The sequence below is a fragment of the Streptomyces sp. NPDC004126 genome (assembly GCF_050275515.1).
Lineage (GTDB): Bacteria > Actinomycetota > Actinomycetes > Streptomycetales > Streptomycetaceae > Streptomyces.
In genome coordinates this window covers 26,440-45,342 of the sequence record NZ_JBNNPF010000046.1, presented here as the reverse complement: position 1 = coordinate 45,342, position 18,903 = coordinate 26,440, and the positions used below count along the sequence as shown (strand labels likewise).

General features: G+C 74.0%; 15 protein-coding genes, 2 tRNA genes and 1 pseudogene. 17 read left to right on the top strand and 1 reads right to left on the bottom strand.

The genetic code is table 11. The features are described 5' to 3' along the window. Positions 1-19: 19 nt before the first annotated feature. The 4 genes from ACQKM2_RS31945 to ACQKM2_RS31930 all read left to right on the top strand — a co-directional run bounded on the left by ACQKM2_RS31945 (position 20) and on the right by ACQKM2_RS31930 (position 4,518). Positions 20-865 carry a siderophore-interacting protein gene (locus ACQKM2_RS31945; protein ID WP_427715934.1) on the top strand — a complete coding sequence of 282 codons (846 nt, stop codon included), beginning with the start codon at positions 20-22 and terminating at the stop codon, positions 863-865. 491 nt (positions 866-1,356) lie between these two features. Beyond that, a complete protein-coding gene (locus tag ACQKM2_RS31940; protein WP_427715932.1) occupies positions 1,357-2,640 on the top strand; it encodes a glutamate-5-semialdehyde dehydrogenase in 1,284 nt (427 codons plus the stop codon). 77 nt (positions 2,641-2,717) lie between these two features. After that, positions 2,718-3,257 (top strand): hypothetical protein, encoded by a 540-nt coding sequence (locus tag ACQKM2_RS31935; protein ID WP_427715929.1) that lies wholly within the window; start codon positions 2,718-2,720, stop codon positions 3,255-3,257. Positions 3,258-3,324: 67 nt separating this feature from the next. Beyond that, positions 3,325-4,518, top strand: a complete 1,194-nt coding sequence (locus ACQKM2_RS31930) for a hypothetical protein (protein WP_427715927.1) — start codon at positions 3,325-3,327, stop codon at positions 4,516-4,518. Here the strand turns inward: ACQKM2_RS31930 and ACQKM2_RS31925 are convergent. Then, positions 4,487-5,614 (bottom strand): M48 family metallopeptidase, encoded by a 1,128-nt coding sequence (locus ACQKM2_RS31925; protein WP_427715925.1) that lies wholly within the window; start codon positions 5,612-5,614, stop codon positions 4,487-4,489. The two genes, ACQKM2_RS31930 and ACQKM2_RS31925, sit on opposite strands and share 32 nt — an antisense overlap. Positions 5,615-5,754: 140 nt before the next feature. Here ACQKM2_RS31925 and ACQKM2_RS31920 point away from each other — a divergent pair, with 140 nt between their 5' ends. The 13 genes and pseudogenes from ACQKM2_RS31920 to ACQKM2_RS31860 all read left to right on the top strand — a co-directional run. Beyond that, entirely contained in the window at positions 5,755-5,922 is a 168-nt protein-coding gene (locus ACQKM2_RS31920) for a hypothetical protein (RefSeq protein WP_362474236.1), read from the top strand. A 64-nt stretch (positions 5,923-5,986) separates the two neighbouring features. Continuing rightward, positions 5,987-6,604, top strand: coding sequence for a nicotinate-nucleotide adenylyltransferase (gene nadD / locus ACQKM2_RS31915; RefSeq protein WP_007264023.1), 618 nt, complete (start codon positions 5,987-5,989; stop codon positions 6,602-6,604). Between the two features lie 24 nt (positions 6,605-6,628). Further along, positions 6,629-8,260 (top strand): LCP family protein, encoded by a 1,632-nt coding sequence (locus tag ACQKM2_RS31910; RefSeq protein ID WP_427715922.1) that lies wholly within the window; start codon positions 6,629-6,631, stop codon positions 8,258-8,260. Between the two features lie 142 nt (positions 8,261-8,402). Further along, positions 8,403-8,846, top strand: a complete 444-nt coding sequence (rsfS, locus tag ACQKM2_RS31905; protein ID WP_007264021.1) for a ribosome silencing factor — start codon at positions 8,403-8,405, stop codon at positions 8,844-8,846. Beyond that, positions 8,843-9,505: a histidine phosphatase family protein gene (locus ACQKM2_RS31900; RefSeq protein ID WP_427715966.1), complete on the top strand. Its 663-nt coding sequence runs from the start codon at positions 8,843-8,845 to the stop codon at positions 9,503-9,505. The genes rsfS and ACQKM2_RS31900 overlap by 4 nt, the downstream gene beginning before the upstream one ends. 134 nt (positions 9,506-9,639) lie before the next feature. Then, a tRNA-Ala gene (locus ACQKM2_RS31895) sits at positions 9,640-9,712 on the top strand. A 146-nt stretch (positions 9,713-9,858) separates the two neighbouring features. Then, entirely contained in the window at positions 9,859-10,092 is a 234-nt protein-coding gene (locus ACQKM2_RS31890; protein ID WP_008738908.1) for a hypothetical protein, read from the top strand. A gap of 153 nt (positions 10,093-10,245) precedes the next feature. Beyond that, a tRNA-Ala gene (locus ACQKM2_RS31885) sits at positions 10,246-10,318 on the top strand. A gap of 257 nt (positions 10,319-10,575) precedes the next feature. Further along, positions 10,576-13,440 (top strand): leucine--tRNA ligase, encoded by a 2,865-nt coding sequence (leuS, locus tag ACQKM2_RS31880; protein ID WP_427715915.1) that lies wholly within the window; start codon positions 10,576-10,578, stop codon positions 13,438-13,440. Between the two features lie 153 nt (positions 13,441-13,593). Then, positions 13,594-14,379, top strand: coding sequence for a hypothetical protein (locus ACQKM2_RS31875; protein ID WP_427715912.1), 786 nt, complete (start codon positions 13,594-13,596; stop codon positions 14,377-14,379). Between the two features lie 93 nt (positions 14,380-14,472). Next, the gene (locus ACQKM2_RS31870) at positions 14,473-15,318 is read left to right on the top strand and encodes a DegV family protein (protein ID WP_427715910.1); all 846 of its coding nucleotides are present in this window, start codon (positions 14,473-14,475) and stop codon (positions 15,316-15,318) included. A 150-nt stretch (positions 15,319-15,468) separates the two neighbouring features. Next, positions 15,469-16,413, top strand: coding sequence for a helix-hairpin-helix domain-containing protein (locus ACQKM2_RS31865; protein WP_427715908.1), 945 nt, complete (start codon positions 15,469-15,471; stop codon positions 16,411-16,413). Next, positions 16,410-18,815 (top strand): annotated as a pseudogene (locus ACQKM2_RS31860) (ComEC/Rec2 family competence protein); the annotation flags it as partial. The gene ACQKM2_RS31865 and the pseudogene ACQKM2_RS31860, both read left to right, overlap by 4 nt. Positions 18,816-18,903 lie beyond the last annotated feature (88 nt).

The window sequence follows — 18,903 nt, the reverse complement described above, 5'->3', positions numbered from 1 at the left end:
AGGCGTAAGGGGAGACACCGTGGCAGAAGGACGCGCCCGCACCGTCGGCACCGCAGTCGTGGTCAGCACCGAACGACTGACGCCGCACATGGTCCGCCTCGTGGTGGGCGGCGACGGGCTGGCAGGCTTCGGCGCGGGCGCCCACTCGGACCATTACGTGAAACTCCTCTTCGAACCCGAGGGCGTGCGGTACGCCGAGCCGTGGGACCTGGACGTCATCCGCGCGACGCACCGCCGCGAGGCCTGGCCCCGCCAGCGCGCGTACACCGTCCGGGCCTGGGACCCCGCCCGGCTGGAACTGACCCTCGACTTCGTGGTCCACGGCGACGAGGGCCTGGCCGGCCCCTGGGCGGCCCGGGTCCAGCCCGGCGAGCTCGTCCACTTCCTCGGCCCCGGCGGCGGCTACTGCCCGGACCCGCGGGCGGACTGGCACCTCCTCGTCGGCGACGAGAGCGCGCTGCCGGCGATCGCGGCGTCGATGGAGCGCATGCCGCCGGGTGCGCGGGTGCACGCCTTCATCGAGGTCGAGGGCCCGGCGGACGAGCAGGACATCCGCACCCCGGACGGCGTCACCCCGGTGTGGCTGCACCGCGGCGACCGCCCGGTGGGCGCGGCCCTGCTGGAGGCGGTCACCACCCTCCACTTCCCCTCCTCGGACGTCCACGCCTTCGTCCACGGCGAGGCGGGCTTCGTGAAGGAACTCCGCCGCCACCTGCGCCTGGAGCGCGGCGTGTCGCGCGAGCGGCTGTCGATCTCCGGGTACTGGCGGCTCGGCGAGACGGACGAGGGCTGGCGCGCGATGAAGCGCGACTGGAACGCCACGGTCGAAGCCGAACAGGACGTCCCGACCCCGGCCGCCGCGTAGCCGCTGCCGCGCCGGTCCTGCGGGGCTGGTCCCCTACCCGCCCTTCCACCGTTCCCCGGGCGCTGCCCGGACCCGCGCCTCAAACGCCGGCGGGGCTGAACAACCCCGGGGCTCCGCCCCGGACCCCGTTGCGCTCAAACGCCGCGCGGGCTGGAATTTCGCTGCGCGAAATCCAGCCCCGCCGGCGTTTGAGGCGCGGGGGTCTGGGGGCGGAGCCCCCAGAAAGGGGGTCCGGGCGGAGCCCGGGGAACGGGCGAAGGGCGGGTAGGGGACCAGCCCCGCGCAGCGGCCAGCCCACCCGCAGACGACCCACCGGCACCGGCCACGCGAACCGGCCCCGCCCCACGCACGACGGCCGGAGGCTGTCGCAGCGGCGCGAAGCCCGGGAGGCCCGCCAGGGCCGAGCGGTGCGAGCGGCGCGTCAGGAGGAGCCGTCTCGGGGGGTGGAAAGCCCGGCGGGGCAGGTGGCCGCGGGGATTACCCTGGGCGGCATGACCTCGCTCGACGGCGCCACCGCCCTCTCCCCCGTCACCGCCACCGCGCAAGCGGCCCGCACCGCCGCCGCCGCCATCGCGCCACTCCCGCGGTCCGCCAAGGACACGGCCCTGCTGGCCATCGCGGACGCGCTGGAGGCCCGTACGGCCGAGATCGTCGCCGCCAACGCCGTCGACACCGACAAGGCCCGCGCCGCCGGCACCAGCGAGACCGTCATCGACCGCCTCACCCTCACCCCGGAGCGCATCCGCGCCATCGCCTCCGACGTGCGCGACGTCGCCGCCCTGCCCGACCCCGTCGGCGAGGTCGTCCGCGGCTCCACCCTCCCCAACGGCATCGACCTCCGCCAGATCCGCGTCCCCCTCGGCGTCGTCGGCATCATCTACGAGGCCCGCCCCAACGTCACCGTCGACGCCGCCGCGCTCTGCCTGAAGTCCGGCAACGCCGTCCTGCTGCGCGGCAGCTCCTCCGCCTACGCCTCCAACACCGCCCTCGTCGCCATCCTGCGGGACGCCATCGAGGGCGCCGGCCTGCCCGCCGACGCGATCCAGCTCGTCCCCGGCGAGTCCCGCGACTCCGTCCGCGAGCTGATGCGCGCCCGCGGCCTCGTCGACGTGCTCATCCCGCGCGGCGGTGCCTCGCTCATCAAGACCGTCGTCGAGGAGTCCATCGTCCCGGTCATCGAGACCGGTACCGGCAACTGCCACGTGTACGTCGACGCCCAGGCCGACCTCGACATGGCCGTGGACATCCTCGTCAACTCCAAGGCCCAGCGGCCCTCCGTCTGCAACGCCGCCGAGACCCTCCTCGTGCACCGCGACATCGCCGCCGCCTTCCTGCCCCGCGCCCTGGACGCGCTCGCCGACGCCGGCGTCACCGTCCACGGCGACGACCGGGTGCTGGCCGCCGCCGAGGCGAGCAAGGTCACCGCCGTCCCCGCCACCGACGAGGACTGGGCCGCCGAGTACCTGTCGTACGACATCGCCGCCGCCGTCGTGGACTCCCTCGACGACGCCGTCGCCCACATCCGCCGCTGGACCTCCGGCCACACCGAGGCGATCGTCACCACCTCGCAGGCCGCCGCCCGCCGCTTCACCCAGCTGGTCGACTCCACCACGGTCGCCGTGAACGCCTCCACCCGCTTCACGGACGGTGGCCAGTTCGGCTTCGGCGCCGAGATCGGCATCTCCACCCAGAAGCTGCACGCCCGGGGCCCGATGGGCCTTCCCGAGCTCACCTCGACCAAGTACATCGTCACCGGCGACGGTCACGTTCGGTAACCGGCACTCGGACACGGTGTGGCCGGAATCAGGCTTACACCCTGCCCAAACCCGCCCCCCAGGTCTACGCTGGTCCCGTGCCGGACGACGTGGGGGGCAAGCCGTTCCCGGACGACGGGGAGCCCGACGACGACCGCGGAGGCGCGGATTTCGACTTCGCCTCCGTGGTGCTCGACGAGGACTTCGTCCGGAACGCCGAGATCCATGAACCGAGCGCGGCCGAGCGCCAGCGCGCCGCCGACCGGGCGCGCGCCGAAGCCGAGGCCGCCCGCGTCGCCGGAGGCTGGGCGGCCGACGACGACTACGGCCACCCCGACGGGTACGGCCTCGACGACCCCGGATGGGAGCACGGCCCGTACGGCCACGGCTACGCCGACGGCCCGTACGGGGCCTACGGCGGAGCCATGCGCCCCTACCGGGGCCGCGCCCCGTGGCTGCGCCCCGTCGCATGGGTGCTCGCCGTCGTGATGGGGCTCGGCATGGTCGCGCTCGCCTTCAGCGCCGTCTACCGCAGCGCCGCCGGCGAACAGGACCCCGCACCCGCCCCGGCCAGTACGCCGCTCAGGGAAGTCACGGGCGTCGGCGCGTTTACGTACCCCGTCGGCCGCCAACCCTGAAGGTACGACCCCACTCGTTCGCTCCGGAGCTGGGGGCTTCTCTGAAGCGGGGACAGCGGGAGAAGCGATGGCCGTACCAGGAGATCCGCCCAACGGCACCCCCGAAGGCATCGGCGGGGGTGACGACGAACTACGCCCGGACGAATACCGCTCGGTGGTGTTCGACGAGGACTTCGTCCGTGCTGCCCGGCTCCAGGAGTTCTCCGCCCAGGAACGCATGGGCGAGCACGCCCGGGCCGTCCGCAGCCGCTCCATCTGGTCCGGCGGCCCCGGCGGCCCCCGCACCGGCAGCCCGGGCCGCGGCGCCCGTCAGGGCATGCTGCTCGTGCTGCTCATCGCGTCGGCCTTCGCCGTCGCCGTCTACATGGGCATGCGCAACCCGTACGTCCCGCCGCCCGGCGGCAACGCCGAGCCGCTGAGCAGCACCGTCGTCCCCCTGGCGCCGGCCGTCCCGGTGCCCGGCGGCCGCCCGGCCGACCTCTACGCGGACAGCCCGGCCGCCGAGTACCGGATCGGGGCCGCCGGCATCACCCTCCCGGCCGTGCGGCGCACGCACCACTTCACCGAGAGCCAGGTCGTCGCCGCCCTGTCCATCGCCAAGGACTACCTGGTGCAGTCCTCGCTGGACCCGGACGTCCTCTCCGGCGTGGCCTCCCGGCCCGTACGGGTGCTCCTGGACCCCGGGCAGCTGGCCCAGTTCGACGAGAGCGTGGCCTCGCCCTCCGGCGACGGCCGGCACGCCGCCACCGGCTGGCTGGTCCGCTTCGACCCCGCCACCGCCGTCGTCGCCGACAGCCGCGTCCGGGTGAGCGGGATCCTCGCCTTCCAGGAGCTGAACCCCGAGGCGCTGGAGGTGAGCACCGACCACACTTTCGTGTACGCCGTCCGGCCGGCGGCCGGACCTCCCACCGCCGCCGACGGGGCCTCGCTGTTCACCGTCCGCCGCGAGCTGCGCCTGCGCTTCGACCGGGAGGACCTCACGGCCCGCCGGGCGGAGATCTCCTCGGCCTACGTGATGGCCGGGCCGCAGGACTGCGCCACCGAGCCCGCCGAGGGCTTCCGGCCCCTCCTGGCCGGAGCCGGGCCCACCACCGTGGGACCGCCCGCGAGCGACCCGTACGCCACCGGCCACCCCCGGCGCACGGCCGGGCTGTGCGGCGTACTGGCACCGGCCGGGGCGCCCACCGGCCCGCCGGCCCCGTCCCAGCCGCAGCCCCCGCCGGCCTCCGTCAGCCCCGCCCGCCCGAGCCCGAGTCCGTAGGGCCCTCAGACCCGGCCGAGCCGGGGGTGCCGGGGGAGTCCTTGGGTCCGCCGGACTCCCGCGCGGCGCCGCCGCCCGATCCGGTGAACCTGTCGCGCAGCTTCCCGCCCAGGTCGCCCGCCCCGCCGGCTATGTCGCCGACCAGCTTCATCAGCGGATCCTTGCTGGTGCGCACGGACTCCGCGTAGTGCGAGGCGGACTGGCGGAAGGAGTCGGTCACCGAGGCGTCCTTGTCGTCCTCCCGGCGCGGGTAGTGCCCGTCCATGATCCGCTGGTGGTCCCGGCTCTCGGACCACTTCTTCAGCTCGGCCGCCCGCACCGTGGTGAAGGGGTGGGTGCGCGGCAGCATGTTGAGGATCTTCAGGACGGAGTCGCGCAGGTCGCCGCTCGCCTCGTACTCCTCGGCCTGCGCGAGGAACGCGTCGACGTTCATCTCGTGGAGGTGGTTGCCGCCCGCCATCTTCATCAGGCCGCGCATCGAGGCGTTCACGTCCTGCCCGACCAGCAGCCCCGCCCGGTCCGCCGACAGCTCCGACTTGCGGAACCACTCGCGCAGGGCCGTGACGATCGCCGTGATCGCCACATTGCCCAGCGGGATCCACGCCACCTTCAGCGCCAGGTTCGTCAGGAACAGCAGCACCGTGCGGTACACGGCGTGCCCGGACAGCGCGTGGCCCACCTCGTGGCCCACGACCGCCCGCATCTCCTCCTCGTCGAGCAGCTCGACCAGCGCCGTGGTCACCACGATGATCGGCTCGTCCAGCCCGATGCACATGGCGTTGGGCTTCGGGTCCTGCTGCACGTACATCTGGGGGACCTTCTCCAGGTCCAGGACGTAGCAGGCGTCGCGCAGCATCTCGTGCAGGTGCGGGAACTGGGTCTCGCCCACCCGCACCGAGTCCGACAGGAACAGCAGCCGCAGGCTGCGCTCGGGGAGGAGGCCGCTGAGGGCCTTGAACACCGTGTCGAAACCGGCGAGTTTGCGCAGCGCGACGAGCGCCGAGCGGTCCGCCGGGTGCTCGTAGGCCCGCGAGGAAATCCCCGCGAACCTCCTGCGACTGCGTGCCGGTGACGTCTCGGAACCGGTGTCCGTCATGGCGCCCTCCCCCTCGATCGGCTGTGGTGACGTGTCTCCATCCTCCCCAACGCCTGAGTCGGCGTGAGCGTGCCCAGGGCCCCCGCATACGATGTGAGGGAAGTCTCCGCTCGCTCCCCGACTCGATAGGTACCTGCCTGATGAGCCTCTCCACCACCGCCCACAACCTGGTCCTCCTCGCTGCGGAGGAAGGCGGGCAGCACGGCGGCAACCACGACAGCCTGAACCCGTACCTGACCGGCGGCGGTGCGCTCGTGATCCTGCTGCTCATGCTCTGGGTGACCACCCGCCTGAACCGCGACCGCTGAGCCGGGCTCCTCGTACGCACCGGGCCGCCGCACGCGTGTCACCGGGCCAGTAGGCTCTGCGCTCATGGGAGAGCAGGAAATGCCTACGGGCCCGGTCAAGCGCCGGCTCGGAGTGATGGGCGGGACGTTCGACCCGATCCACCACGGACACCTGGTGGCCGCCAGTGAGGTGGCCGCCCTTTTCCACCTCGACGAGGTGGTCTTCGTACCCACGGGCGAGCCGTGGCAGAAGTCGCAGCGGGCCGTGTCCCCCGCGGAGGACCGCTATCTGATGACGGTCATCGCGACCGCCTCGAACCCGCAGTTCTCCGTCAGCCGCATCGACATCGACCGCGGCGGACCGACGTACACCATCGACACCCTGCGGGACCTGAGCGCGCTCAACGCCGACGCCGACCTGTTCTTCATCACCGGTGCCGACGCCCTCGCCCAGATCCTGACCTGGCGCAACGCGGACGAGCTGTTCTCCCTCGCCCACTTCATCGGAGTGACCCGGCCCGGCCACGTCCTCACCGACGACGGACTGCCCGAGGGCGGTGTCTCGCTGGTCGAGGTCCCCGCGCTCGCGATCTCCTCCACGGACTGCCGCACGAGGGTCGCCCAGGGCGACCCGGTCTGGTATCTGGTTCCGGACGGTGTGGTGCGCTACATCGACAAGCGCGAGCTGTACCGGGGAGCCTGAGCTTCCGGAGAGAGGGGCCCCGCGGTGAACGACCCACAGGATCCGTACGACCCGTACGCCGCCCAGCAGCAGCTCATCGGCTACGACGCGTACGGCAGACCCGTGTACGGCCAGGTGACCGCGCAGCCCGTACAGCCCGTCCCGCCCCCGTACGAGCAGCAGTACGCGCCGTACCCGCAGTACCCCCAGTACCCCCAGTACGAGCAGCCGTACCCCGAGCCGCAGCCCCCCGACCCGTACCCGGGCCCGCCGGACCACCCGCAGTGGATCCCGCACCAGGCCGCCCCCCGGCAGCAGCCGCCGGCCCAGGCACCCGTGCCCGCCCCGGTGCCCGAGCCGCGCCGGGAGGCGCCCGCCGAGTCCGCCGCCGGGGCCACGGACGCCCCCGGCGGCCGCGACTACCGCACGGAGCAGTTCGCGTTCATCGACCAGCCCGACGAGGACTCCCAGGACGTCATCGACTGGCTCGCCTTCACCGAGAGCCGGACCGAACGCCGCGAGGAGGCCCGCCGCCGCGGCCGCAACCGGGTCGTCGCGCTGGTCGTCGTCCTCGCCCTCTCCGCCGTCGGCGGGCTGGGCTACCTCTGGTACACGGGCGGGCTGCCGTTCCTCGACGGCCCCGGACAGAAGAAGGGCGCCGCGGCCGCCGCCGGCGCGCAGAAGCGCGACATGATCGTCGTCCACCTGCGCAACACCAAGCACGGCGGCAGCTCCACGGCCCTCCTCGTGGACAACGTCACCACCGGGCAGGGCGCCACCGTCCTGATCCCCAACACCCTGGGCGTCCCCAAGCAGGACGGCACCGCGACCTCCCTCGGCAAGGCCGTCGAGGAGGGCGGCCTCGGCACCCGCGAGTCCCTCGACACCGTCCTCGGCACCCGCATCGGCGGCACCTGGCGCCTGGACACCCCCTTCCTGGAACGCCTCGTCGAGCTGGTCGGGGGCATCGAGGTCGACACCGACGCCGCCGTCCCGGCCGACGAGCAGGCCAAGACCCCGGCCGTGGCACAGGGGTCCGGGCAGAGCCTGACCGGCGCGATGGCCGTCGCGTACGCCACCTACCGGGGCCGCGGCGAACCGGAGGCGAAGCAGCTGGAGCGCACCGGCCGGGTGCTCTACGCCGTCCTCCGCAAGATCCCGGGCGACCCCGGGGCGGCGGCCACGACCGTCGAGAGCATGGGCCAGATCCTCGACCCGGGGCTCGACGCGAAGAACCTCGGCGGGCTGCTGTCGCGGATCGGCGAGCACGCCAAGGTGGCGGCGTACCGCACCGAGGTGCTCACCGTGAAGCCGGACGGCGGCCTGACCGACGAGGCCGGCCGGAAGGTCGTCAAGGAGGTCCTCGGCGGCTCCTTCACCGCGGCCCAGCCAGGCGCCGCCCCGCGGGTCGGCCTCAAGGACGCCACCGGGGACGAGAAGGCGCAGGTCGCGGCGAAGGCGGCGCTGCTCAACGGGGGCTACGGCTTCGTGGACGGCGGCAGGGCCGACCGGACGGCCGCCGCCACCCGGATCACGTACCAGGACCAGGCCCAGCGGGACCGGGCGGTCGACGTCGCCAAGACGCTGGGGCTGCCGGAGACGGCCGTGCAGAAGGCCGAGAGCCCGGTGAACGCGGACGTCGTGGTGGTGCTCGGCAAGGACTACAAGCCGTCCTGACGGGCCTGGCCGGACCGGGCGGCTACCGTCCCGGCCCGGCTCCCACCTGCGCCCGGGCCCGCGCCGGACGTTCCGCGCGGGCGGCGTCGGCGGTACGTGAGACCCTTGTGGGTATCTGTCCGCCAACCCGAAAGCATGGCCAGTGACCGCCACGGACCGCTCCATCGAGCTCATCACCACCGCCGCCCAGGCGGCGGCCGACCGGCTCGCGCACGACATCATCGCGTACGACGTCAGCGACGTGCTGTCGATCACCGACGCCTTCCTGCTCGCCTCGGCGCCCAACGACCGCCAGGTCAAGTCGATCGTCGACGAGATCGAGGAGCGCCTCCTCAAGGAGCTCGGCGCCAAGCCGGTGCGCCGCGAGGGCGACCGCGACGCCCGCTGGATCCTGCTCGACTACGTCGACATCGTCGTCCACGTCCAGCACAGCGAGGAGCGCGTCTTCTACGCGCTGGAGCGCCTGTGGAAGGACTGCCCCGAGATCGAGCTCCCCGAGGACGCCAAGCTCACCATCGGCAAGGCCGAGGAGCACGCCAAGCTGCGCGAGGCGCAGGGCGACGAAGAGGACGGTGACCTGTTCTGAGCGCGACCGCGACGACTGCCGGCAAGCCCGGCAGGAAGATCGTCCTCTGGCGGCACGGCCAGACCTCGTGGAACCTGGAGCGCCGCTTCCAGGGCTCGACGGACATCGAGCTGACCGAGACGGGTGTGGCGCAGGCGCGCCGCGCCGCCCGCCTGCTCGCCTCGCTGAAGCCGGACGCCATCGTGGCCTCCGACCTGCGGCGGGCCGCGGACACGGCCGCCGAGCTGGCCGACGTCACGGGGCTGTCCGTGGCGCACGACGAGGCGCTGCGCGAGACGTACGCGGGCGAGTGGCAGGGCCTCACCCACGAGGAGATCCTCGCGAAGCACGGCGAGCAGTACGCGGCGTGGAAGCGCGGCGAGCCCGTGCGCCGCGGTGGCGGCGAGCTGGAGACCGAGGTCGCCGACCGCGCCGCTCCGGTGGTGCTGGAGCACGCGGACCGGCTGCCCGAGGGCGGCACGCTCGTCGTCGTCAGCCACGGCGGCACCATCCGTACGACCATCGGGCGGCTGCTGGGTCTGGAGCCGTACCACTGGGAGGGCCTGGGCGGGCTCTCCAACTGCTGCTGGTCCGTCCTCGGCGAGGGCGCGCGCGGCTGGCGTCTGCTGGAGCACAACGCCGGCACGCTGCCGGAGCCGGTGCTCGGCGACGACGACTGAGGCTTCCGCCGGGACCCTCCGTGTGGCCCGCAGGGCCGCCGGGGCCCGGATTTCGCTTTCCGGCTGGTCACAGGCTAGAGTTCTTCTTGTTCGCAGCGAAGAACACCGGAAACGGGGGGAACGCGGCGGAGAGCGGGGCTATAGCTCAGTTGGTAGAGCGCCTGCATGGCATGCAGGAGGTCAGGAGTTCAATTCTCCTTAGCTCCACAATCAGGATCCCGTCCCCAACAGGGGGCGGGATCCTTGCGTTTGTTCCGCTTTGTGTGCTTGCTGACCCGTCCGCTGTCGACGTGGCAGAATCGGACGGCCGGAGGGGGACACGACGGCCCGACGCGGGAGGGAGTCGCTGACGGATGGGTGCACACCGGCGGCGGTGCGACTGGTGCAACAACGGCACGCCGATCGTGCGGGACATGGACCCGGTCAATCCCGACTACCAGTACTGGTGCGAGGAATGCGCGCGGGCGCTGATCATAAAAGGCGACCCGATCGAGACGTATCGGGAGCTGGAGGGCGAGCCGATCTACGGCCGCCTGCTCGACGAACACTGCACGCTGAAGCGCTTCTACCAGTTCGCCCGGGCGTGACCGGGCGACCGGCGGGACGGCAGCAGAATCGGGCATAACGGGCCACCGGAAACCGATTTTTGGTCTGGGGCCATGACCGTGTAATGTTCTCGATGTCGCCAGGGGGAACCGGCAAGGGAAACCGAGAAGGGGCCCGGCGGCAGAGAGAAGCAAGGGGCTATAGCTCAGTTGGTAGAGCGCCTGCATGGCATGCAGGAGGTCAGGAGTTCAATTCTCCTTAGCTCCACAGTGAAGAAGCGGGCCACCCGGATCGGGTGGCCCGCTTCTCGTCGTGCCCGACCGGTGGAACGTCCGAGCGCCCGCCGGGGCCGCTGCGGTACCCTGACGCCATGCGTGCCGTGCGCCTTCTGCTTACCGAGCCGCGCTGATCAGTACCGACCCTTCGAGAAGGTCGGCATCGGCGCGGCGTCCCCTCCTGTGCGAGGGGCTTTTTCGTTTGGGCGGGCAGAGACGGCAGAGACGATCGATGGAGCTTCAGGAATCATGAGCGAGACGAACACCCCGGCCCCCGAGGCGGCCGAGGGGCACCGTTACACGGCTGCCATGGCCGCCGACATCGAGGCACGCTGGCAGGACGTATGGGACGCGGAGGGCACCTACGAGGCGCCGAACCCGACCGGTGACCTGGCCGGCGACCCGGCCGTCGTCGCCCGGCCCAAGAAGTTCATCATGGACATGTTCCCGTACCCCTCCGGTGCGGGCCTGCACGTCGGCCACCCGCTGGGCTACATCGCCACCGACGTCTTCGCGCGCCACCAGCGGATGTCCGGCCACAACGTCCTGCACACCCTGGGCTTCGACGCCTTCGGCCTGCCGGCCGAGCAGTACGCCGTGCAGACCGGAACGCACCCGCGCGTGTCGACCGAGGCGAACATCGAGAACATGAAGGTCCAGCTGCGCCGCCTGGGCCTGGGCCACGACAAGCGCCGGTCCTTCGCGACGATCGACCCCGAGTACTACAAGTGGACCCAGTGGATCTTCCTGCAGATCTACAACTCCTGGTACGACGCCGACGCGAAGAAGGCCCGCCCGGTCTCCGAGCTGGTCGCCGACTTCGAGGCCGGCACCCGTGACGTCCCCGGAGGCCGCGCCTGGGCCGGCCTGACCGCCGCCGAGCGCGCCGACGTGCTGAACGGCTTCCGCCTGGCCTACGCCTCCGACGCGCCCGTGAACTGGTGCCCCGGGCTGGGCACCGTACTGGCCAACGAGGAGGTCACCGCCGACGGCCGGTCCGAGCGCGGCAACTTCCCCGTCTTCAAGTCCCGCCTGAGCCAGTGGAACATGCGGATCACCGCCTACGCGGACCGCCTGCTGGACGACCTGGACGCACTGGACTGGCCCGAGGCCATCAAGCTGCAGCAGCGCAACTGGATCGGCCGCAGCGAGGGCGCCCGCGTCGACTTCGCGCTGGGCGACGAGGCCATCACCGTCTTCACCACCCGCCCGGACACCCTGTTCGGCGCCACCTACATGGTCCTGGCGCCCGAGCACCCGCTGGTCGAGAAGTTCATCCCGGCCGCCTGGCCCGAGGGCACCCACGACGTGTGGACCGGCGGCTACGCCACCCCCGCCGAGGCCGTGGCCGCGTACCGCAAGCAGGCCGCCTCCAAGTCGGACGTCGAGCGGCAGGCCGAGGCCAAGGACAAGACCGGTGTCTTCACCGGCGAGTACGCGGTCAACCCGGTCAGCGGCGACAAGGTCCCCGTCTTCATCGCCGACTACGTCCTGATGGGCTACGGCACCGGCGCGATCATGGCCGTCCCGGCGCACGACGCCCGCGACTTCGAGTTCGCCCGCGCCTTCGAGCTGCCGATCCGCTGCGTCGTCGAGCCGACGGACGGCCGCGGCACCGACACCGCCGAGTGGGAGGACGCGTTCGTCTCCCACGACGCGAAGCTGGTCAACTCCGCCGGCGAGGGCATCTCCCTGGACGGCCTGGACGTCGTCCGGGCCAAGGCCGCCATCACCGACTGGCTGACCGGGCGCGGCATCGGCGAGGGCACCGTCAACTTCCGCCTGCGCGACTGGCTGTTCAGCCGCCAGCGGTACTGGGGCGAGCCCTTCCCGATCGTCTACGACGAGGCCGGCGTCGCCCACTCGCTGCCCGAGTCGATGCTGCCGCTGGAGCTGCCGGAGGTCGAGGACTACTCGCCGCGCACCTTCGAGCCCGACGACGCCACCTCCAAGCCGGAGACCCCGCTGTCGCGCAACGAGGCGTGGGTCAACGTGGAGCTGGACCTGGGCGACGGCGTGAAGTCCTACCGCCGCGAGACCAACACCATGCCCAACTGGGCCGGTTCCTGCTGGTACGAGCTGCGCTACCTGGACCCGCACAACGACTCCGCCCTGGTGGACCCGGAGATCGAGCAGTACTGGATGGGCCCGCGCGAGGGCGCGCCGCACGGCGGCGTCGACCTGTACGTGGGCGGCGCCGAGCACGCGGTGCTGCACCTGCTGTACGCCCGGTTCTGGTCCAAGGTGCTGTTCGACCTGGGCCACGTCTCGTCGGCCGAGCCGTTCCACAAGCTGTTCAACCAGGGCATGATCCAGGCGTACGCCTACACCGACGCGCGCGGCGTGTACGTCCCCGCGGCCGAGGTCGAGGATCGCGACGGCGGGTACTTCTACCAGGGCGAGCCCGTCAAGCGCGAGCACGGCAAGATGGGCAAGTCCCTGAAGAACGCCGTCACGCCCGACGAGATCTGCGAGGAGTACGGCGCGGACACCCTGCGCCTGTACGAGATGGCGATGGGCCCGCTGGACGTCTCGCGCCCGTGGGACACCCGCGCCGTCGTCGGCCAGTACCGCCTGCTGCAGCGCCTGTGGCGCAACATCGTGGACGAGGAGACCGGCGAGGTCACCGTCGTCGACGGCGAGCCCGACGAGGCCACCCTGCGCGCCCTGCACAAGGCCGTCGACGGGGCCGGCTCCGACATGGCGGGCCTGCGCTTCAACACGGCGATCGCGAAGATCACCGAGCTGAACAACACCCTGACCAAGGCGGGCCGCCCGCTGGAGCGGTCCGTGGCCGAGCGCCTGGTGCTGCTGGTCGCCCCGCTGGCGCCGCACATCGCGGAGGAGCTGTGGCACCGCCTGGGCCACACCGACTCGGTCGTCCACCAGGACTTCCCGGTCGCGGACCCGGCGTACGTCGTGGACGAGACGGTCACCTGCGTGGTCCAGGTCAAGGGCAAGGTCAAGGCGCGCCTGGAGGTGCCGCCGAGCATCTCGGAGGCCGACCTGGAGCAGCTGGCCGTCACCGACGCGGGCGTCGTCGCGGCCCTGGGCGGCGCGGAGATCCGCAAGGTGATCGTGCGCGCGCCGAAGCTGGTGAACATCGTCATCTGAGGCGGCCCAAGGCCCGTGCGTCCCGTCAGGGCCGCCCGGGCCGGCGCCTCGGGGTGATCCCGTACGGGCAGGTTGGGGGTTCGAATGGAACCCCCGGCCTGCCCGCGGCGTTTACGGTGGGAGGGACGGGAACAAGCCGGGGAAGGGAACCTCATGGAGGTAGGCGCGTTGATCATCATCTTTGCCCTGGTGGTGCTGTTCGCCTTCCTGGGGCTGGGCGCCTGGGCGACGGTCAAGGCGGTCGGCGCGGCCAAGCGAGGCGTGGACCGGACGATCACGCAGGCCCGCCGCACGGTGGAGGACACCACCCTGAAGGCCCGGAGCATCGGCCAGGGAGGAGTCGCCGGCGCGCTGGCGCAGCTGCGGCTCGACCTGCGGAACTCCATGCGCGCCACGCAGGCCGCCCTCTACCAGGGGGTGCAGTCCGACAGCTCGCTCAAGGAGTCCATCGCCCTCTTCGAGCGGCTGAGCCGGCACGGGCACGAGCTGGACGACGAGCTGAAGCGGCTGGAGCAGGAGCCCGACCGCCAGCGGATCGCGGAGTCCCTGCCGGAGCTGCGGGAGCGCACCCTCAAGATCACGAAGTCGGCCGATTCCCTGCGGTGGGCGGCGCGCGACCGCGCCCGGCGGTTCGCGGACGACGAGCTGGCGCTGCTCTCGGAGCAGATCGAGGTCGAGTCGGGCGCGCTGCGCGACTGGTCCCGGGAGTCGGTCGACGACCTGGCGGCCGCGGCGGCGGCCTGGGACGCGGGCCAGGAGCCCGCGGGCGGCCCCGGCGCGGCTCCAGGAGCCGCGCCCGGCGCGCGGCCCGCCGGGAGGGCGCAGCGGGCCGGGGAAGCGGCGCGGCCGGCGGAGCCCGCCCGGCCGGAGCTGGACCCCTCCGCTCCGGCGGCCGCGTACCCCTGGCAGAAGGCCCCCAGGCCGGAGGCCACCACCTGACGCGGGCGCGTCCGGGGGCGGCGCGGAGGCGGTTCCGGGTGAGGGGGAGGGCCGGGCTGCCGGAAGGCCTCCGCTGCCGGTAACCTCCGGCTCATGTCCCGCCATGTCGCGATCGTCACCGATTCCACGGCCTACCTGCCCCCGCAGGCGATGGCGCGGCACGGGATCACATCCGTCCCCCTGACCGTGGTCCTGGGCGACGAGGCCCTGGAGGAAGGGACCGAGATCTCGGCCCGCAGCCTCGCGGCGGCCCTGCAGAAGCGCCGCCCCGTCACCACCTCCCGCCCCGGCCCGGAGCAGTTCGTACGGGCCTACCAGGACGCCGCGGAGGCCGGCGCCACCGGCATCGTGAGCCTGCACCTGTCCGCCGAGTTCTCCGGCACCTACGACGCCGCCGTGGTCGCCGCCCGGACCGCCCCCGTGCCGGTCCGCGTCGTCGACACCGGCATGGTCGCCATGGCCCTCGGCTTCTGCGCCCTCGCCGCCGCCGAGACCGCCGAGGCCGGCGGATCCGCCGACGAGGCCGTGGCCGCCGCCGAGAAGCGGGCCGCGGAGATGTCGGCCTACTTCTACGTGGACACCCTCGACTACCTGCGGCGCGGCGGCCGGATCGGCGCCGCGCAGGCCCTCCTCGGCTCCGCGCTGGCGGTCAAGCCGCTGCTGACCCTGGACGGCGGGCGGATCGAGATGCTGGAGAAGGTGCGCACGGCCTCCAAGGCCATCGCCCGGCTGGAGGAGCTGGCCGTCGAACGGGCCGGGGCGCGGGACGTCGACGTCGCCGTGCACCACCTGGCGGCCCCGGAGCGGGCCGAGAAGCTCGCCGAGCGGCTGCGCGAGCGGATCCCCGGCCTGGTCGAGCTGCACGTCAGCGAGGTCGGCGCGGTGATCGGCGCACACACCGGGCCGGGGCTGCTGGCGGCGGTCGTCTCGCCCCGCTGATCACCCGGGTCCGCTGATCACCCGGGTCCGCTGATCACCGGGGTCCGCCGATCACCCGGAAGGGTGGGCGGGTTGTCCACAACGGGACGGTCATCCACAGGAATCCAAGGCTCCGAGCGGTGGTCCGGGGGTCGGTCCTAGCTTCGGGGCATGACTCTTCGAACGCGTACTCCAGGTATCTCCACGGCTTCCCCCGCCGACGGCCCCGGCGGGAGCGGGCCCGGGCGGGCGCGCCGGTCCGACGGCAGGCTCCGGGACCGGCGCCGGGGCAGGGACCGGCCCCGCCCCGACCCCGCCGTGCTGCGGCGCAGGGCCGAGGCCCTGCTGGGCGGCCCGGCCGGGGCGCGGGAGACGGCCCCGCGGGTCGCCGACCCGCCGGGCGGTACGGCGGATCCCGCTGCCGGTGCCGGGCGGGAGCCCGGGGAGGCGCCGCGGGCTCGGGAGGCGCGGGGGCTCGCGCTGCGGGAGCGGCTGCCGGTGTGGGTGCAGGTGCGGTGCGGGGTGGAGCCGCGTGCGGTGGCCGCCGTGGCGGCGGTGCTGGTGGTGGCCGTCGGCTTCGCCGCCCAGCAGTACTGGTCGGGCCGGCCGCAGCCGGTGACGGCCCCGGCCGTGCTCGGGCCGGGCTCCGCTCCTGCCGCCGCGGTGGCGTCGGCGGCCCCGGCCGGTGCGGGTGCCCGCATCGTGGTGGACGTCGGCGGCAGGGTCCGCGACCCGGGGGTGCGGAGGCTGCCCGGCGGCTCGCGGGTGGAGGACGCGCTCGCCGCCGCCGGGGGAGTGCGGCCGGGCACCGACACCACCGGGCTCAACCGGGCCCGGGTGCTGGTGGACGGCGAACAGGTGCTGGTCGGCGTCACCGCGCAGCCGGCCGCGGGCGGGCCGGCTCCCGCCGCGGGTGGCGGGGGCGGCCCCCTGAGCCTCGCCGGCGCGACGGTCGAGCAGCTGGACGGGCTGCCCGGGGTGGGGCCCGTCCTCGCCAGGAAGATCGTCGATTTCCGGACGGCCCGGGGCGGGTTCCGGGCCGTGGAGGAGCTCCGGCAGGTCGACGGGATCGGCGAGCGGAGGTTCGCCGAGCTGCGAAGGCTGGTGCGGCCGTGAGCGCCGCCGGGGAGGGGCGCGCCGAGGAGGAGCGGGCCGGGCCGGTGGACCTGCGGCTGGCGGTGCCGGCCGTGGCGGCCTGGGGTGCGGCCGCGTCGGCGCTCGGGGTGCCCGGCGGGTGGAGCGCCGCCGGGGCGGGGCTCGCGGCGGCCGCGGCGGGGGTGCTGCTGCTCGCCGGCCGCCGAGGGTCGCAGCCGCTGTGGGGGGTCGGACCGGCCGTCGCCGCCGCGCTGCTCTGCGCCGCCGCCGGGGCGGGGGTGGCCGGGCTGGAGCGGGCCGAGGCGCGGGCGGGGCCCGTGGCCCGGCTGGCCGGCGAACACGCCCGGGTGCGCGCGGAGCTCACGGTCGGCTCGGACCCCCGGACGGCCCGCGGCGGGGCCGGGCCGCCGGTGGTGGTGCTGGACGCGGTGCTGACCGGGGTGAGCGGGCCCGACGGGACGCGGACCCGGGTGGAGACCCCCGTACGGGTGCTGGCCGGGCATCCGGGGTGGGCCCGGCTGGAGCCCTCGACCCGGGTCTCGGTGGTGGCCCGGCTGGCGCCGGCCGGGGCCGGGGAGCGGGCCGTGGCCCTGCTCCGCCCGGCCGCGGACACCCCGCCCGGGGTGACGGGCGGCCCCGACCGGGTGCAGCGGCTCGCGGGGGCGCTGCGGGCCGGGCTGCGGGACGCCACCGAGGGGCTCCCGGGGGACGCCAGGGCGCTGCTGCCGGGGCTGGTGGTCGGGGACACCTCCCGGGTCCCGCCCGAGCTGCACGAGGCGTTCAGGGCCACCGACCTGCTGCACCTGCTGGCCGTCTCGGGGTCCAACCTGACCGTGGTGCTGTACCTGCTGATCGGGCCCCCGGCCCGCGCGCAGCGCGCCGAGCGGAGCGGCCTCGCGCCCCGGCTCGGGCTCTCGCTGCGGGCCACCGCGCTGGGCGGGGCCGCGCTGACGCTGGCCTTCGTGGTGGTGTGCCGGCCCGACCCGAGCGTGCTGCGGGCCGCCGCCTGCGGGGCGGTCACCCTGCTGGCCCTCGCCACCGGGCGGCGCAGGTCCCTCGTCCCCGCGCTGGCCGGGGCCGTGCTGCTGCTGGTGCTGTACGACCCGTGGCTGGCCCGCAGCGCGGGGTTCCTCCTCTCGGTGCTGGCCACCGGGGCGCTGCTCATCCTCGGGCCGCGCTGGAGCGGGGCCCTGCGGCGGCGCGGGACGCCGCCGCGCCTCGCCGACGCCCTGGGGGCGGCTCTCGCGGCCCAGGCGGTGTGCGCTCCGGTGGTGGCGGTGCTCTCCGCCCGGGTGAGCCTGGTCGCCGTGCCGTGCAACCTGCTGGCGGAGCTGGCGGCCGGTCCCGCCACCGTGCTCGGCTTCGCGGTCCTCGCCGCGGCCCCGCTGTCCATGCCCGTGGCGGAGCTGCTTGCCCGGTGCGCGGGGGTGCCGGCCGGGTGGATCGCCGCCGTGGCACGGGGCGGGGCCCGGCTGCCGGGGGCGGAGCTGTCCTGGCCCGGCGGGCTCGCGGGCGGGCTGCTGCTGGCCGCGGCGACGGCGGCCGCGGTGGGGCTCGGGGTCCGGTTCGGGCGGCGGCGCGGGGTCTGTGCCGCAGTGGCCGTGGTGCTGCTGATCGCGGTGCTGCGGCCGCCGCAGCTGATCCGCACCGTCACCGGCTGGCCGCCGCCGGACTGGAGCTACGTCCAGTGCGCCGTGGGCCAGGGCGACGCCGCCGTGCTGGCCGCCGGCCCCGGTACGGCCGTCGTGGTCGACGCCGGGCCCGAGCCGGGGCCGGTGGACGACTGCCTGCGCGCCCTCGGCGTGAGCCGGATCCCGCTGCTCCTGCTGACGCACTTTCACGCCGACCACGTGGGAGGGGTTCCGGGGGTGCTGCGGGGCCGGTCCGTGGGTGTGATCGAGACCACCGTGCTGGAGGAGCCGCCCGCGCAGGCGGCCGCGGTCCGCCGGGCTGCGGCGCGGGCCGGGGTGCCCGTCGTGCCCGCGGTGCCGGGGGAGCGGAGGCGGACCGGCCCGCTGGAGTGGCAGGTGCTGTGGCCCTCGGCGACGGCCCCGCCGCCGGACGGGCCCAACGACGCCAGCGTCGCCCTGCTGGTGCGCACCGCCGGCCTCGTGCTCCTGCTGCTCGGTGACCTCGAACCGCCCTCCCAGGAAGCACTTCTGAGGGAGCATCCGGAACTCGGGCCGGTGGACGTGCTCAAGGTCGCGCACCACGGATCGGCGCACCAGGACCCGGGCCTGCAGGACCGGATCCGGCCACGCCTGGCGATCGTCCCCGTCGGCGCCGGCAACCGCTACGGGCATCCCGCTCCGGGCACGATCGCGCAGCTCAGGGCCCATGGAGCGGCCGTGTTGCGCACCGACGAGGACGGTTCCGTGGCGGTCTCCGGAAGCGGTGCGCGGATGCGTGCGTTTCCGGCCGGACGGCGTCCGAAAGCGCGTGGTCATACCGGGCGCGACCATTCTGTTTGCCCACAACCCGACAGCATGATCGAATGCGTCTTCGCCAGAA

Excerpts from the sequence above, each read along its gene's own strand:
- ACQKM2_RS31920 (WP_362474236.1), top strand. The coding sequence starts at position 5,755 with ATGAGCCTCTCCACCACCGCCCACAACCTGGTCCTCCTCGCTGCGGAG.
- leuS (WP_427715915.1), top strand. The coding sequence starts at position 10,576 with ATGAGCGAGACGAACACCCCGGCCCCCGAGGCGGCCGAGGGGCACCGT.
- ACQKM2_RS31890 (WP_008738908.1), top strand. The coding sequence starts at position 9,859 with ATGGGTGCACACCGGCGGCGGTGCGACTGGTGCAACAACGGCACGCCG.
- ACQKM2_RS31865 (WP_427715908.1), top strand. The coding sequence starts at position 15,469 with ATGACTCTTCGAACGCGTACTCCAGGTATCTCCACGGCTTCCCCCGCC.
- ACQKM2_RS31930 (WP_427715927.1), top strand. The coding sequence starts at position 3,325 with ATGGCCGTACCAGGAGATCCGCCCAACGGCACCCCCGAAGGCATCGGC.
- ACQKM2_RS31940 (WP_427715932.1), top strand. The coding sequence starts at position 1,357 with ATGACCTCGCTCGACGGCGCCACCGCCCTCTCCCCCGTCACCGCCACC.
- ACQKM2_RS31870 (WP_427715910.1), top strand. The coding sequence starts at position 14,473 with ATGTCCCGCCATGTCGCGATCGTCACCGATTCCACGGCCTACCTGCCC.
- nadD (WP_007264023.1), top strand. The coding sequence starts at position 5,987 with ATGGGAGAGCAGGAAATGCCTACGGGCCCGGTCAAGCGCCGGCTCGGA.
- ACQKM2_RS31925 (WP_427715925.1), bottom strand. The coding sequence starts at position 5,614 with ATGACGGACACCGGTTCCGAGACGTCACCGGCACGCAGTCGCAGGAGG.
- ACQKM2_RS31875 (WP_427715912.1), top strand. The coding sequence starts at position 13,594 with ATGGAGGTAGGCGCGTTGATCATCATCTTTGCCCTGGTGGTGCTGTTC.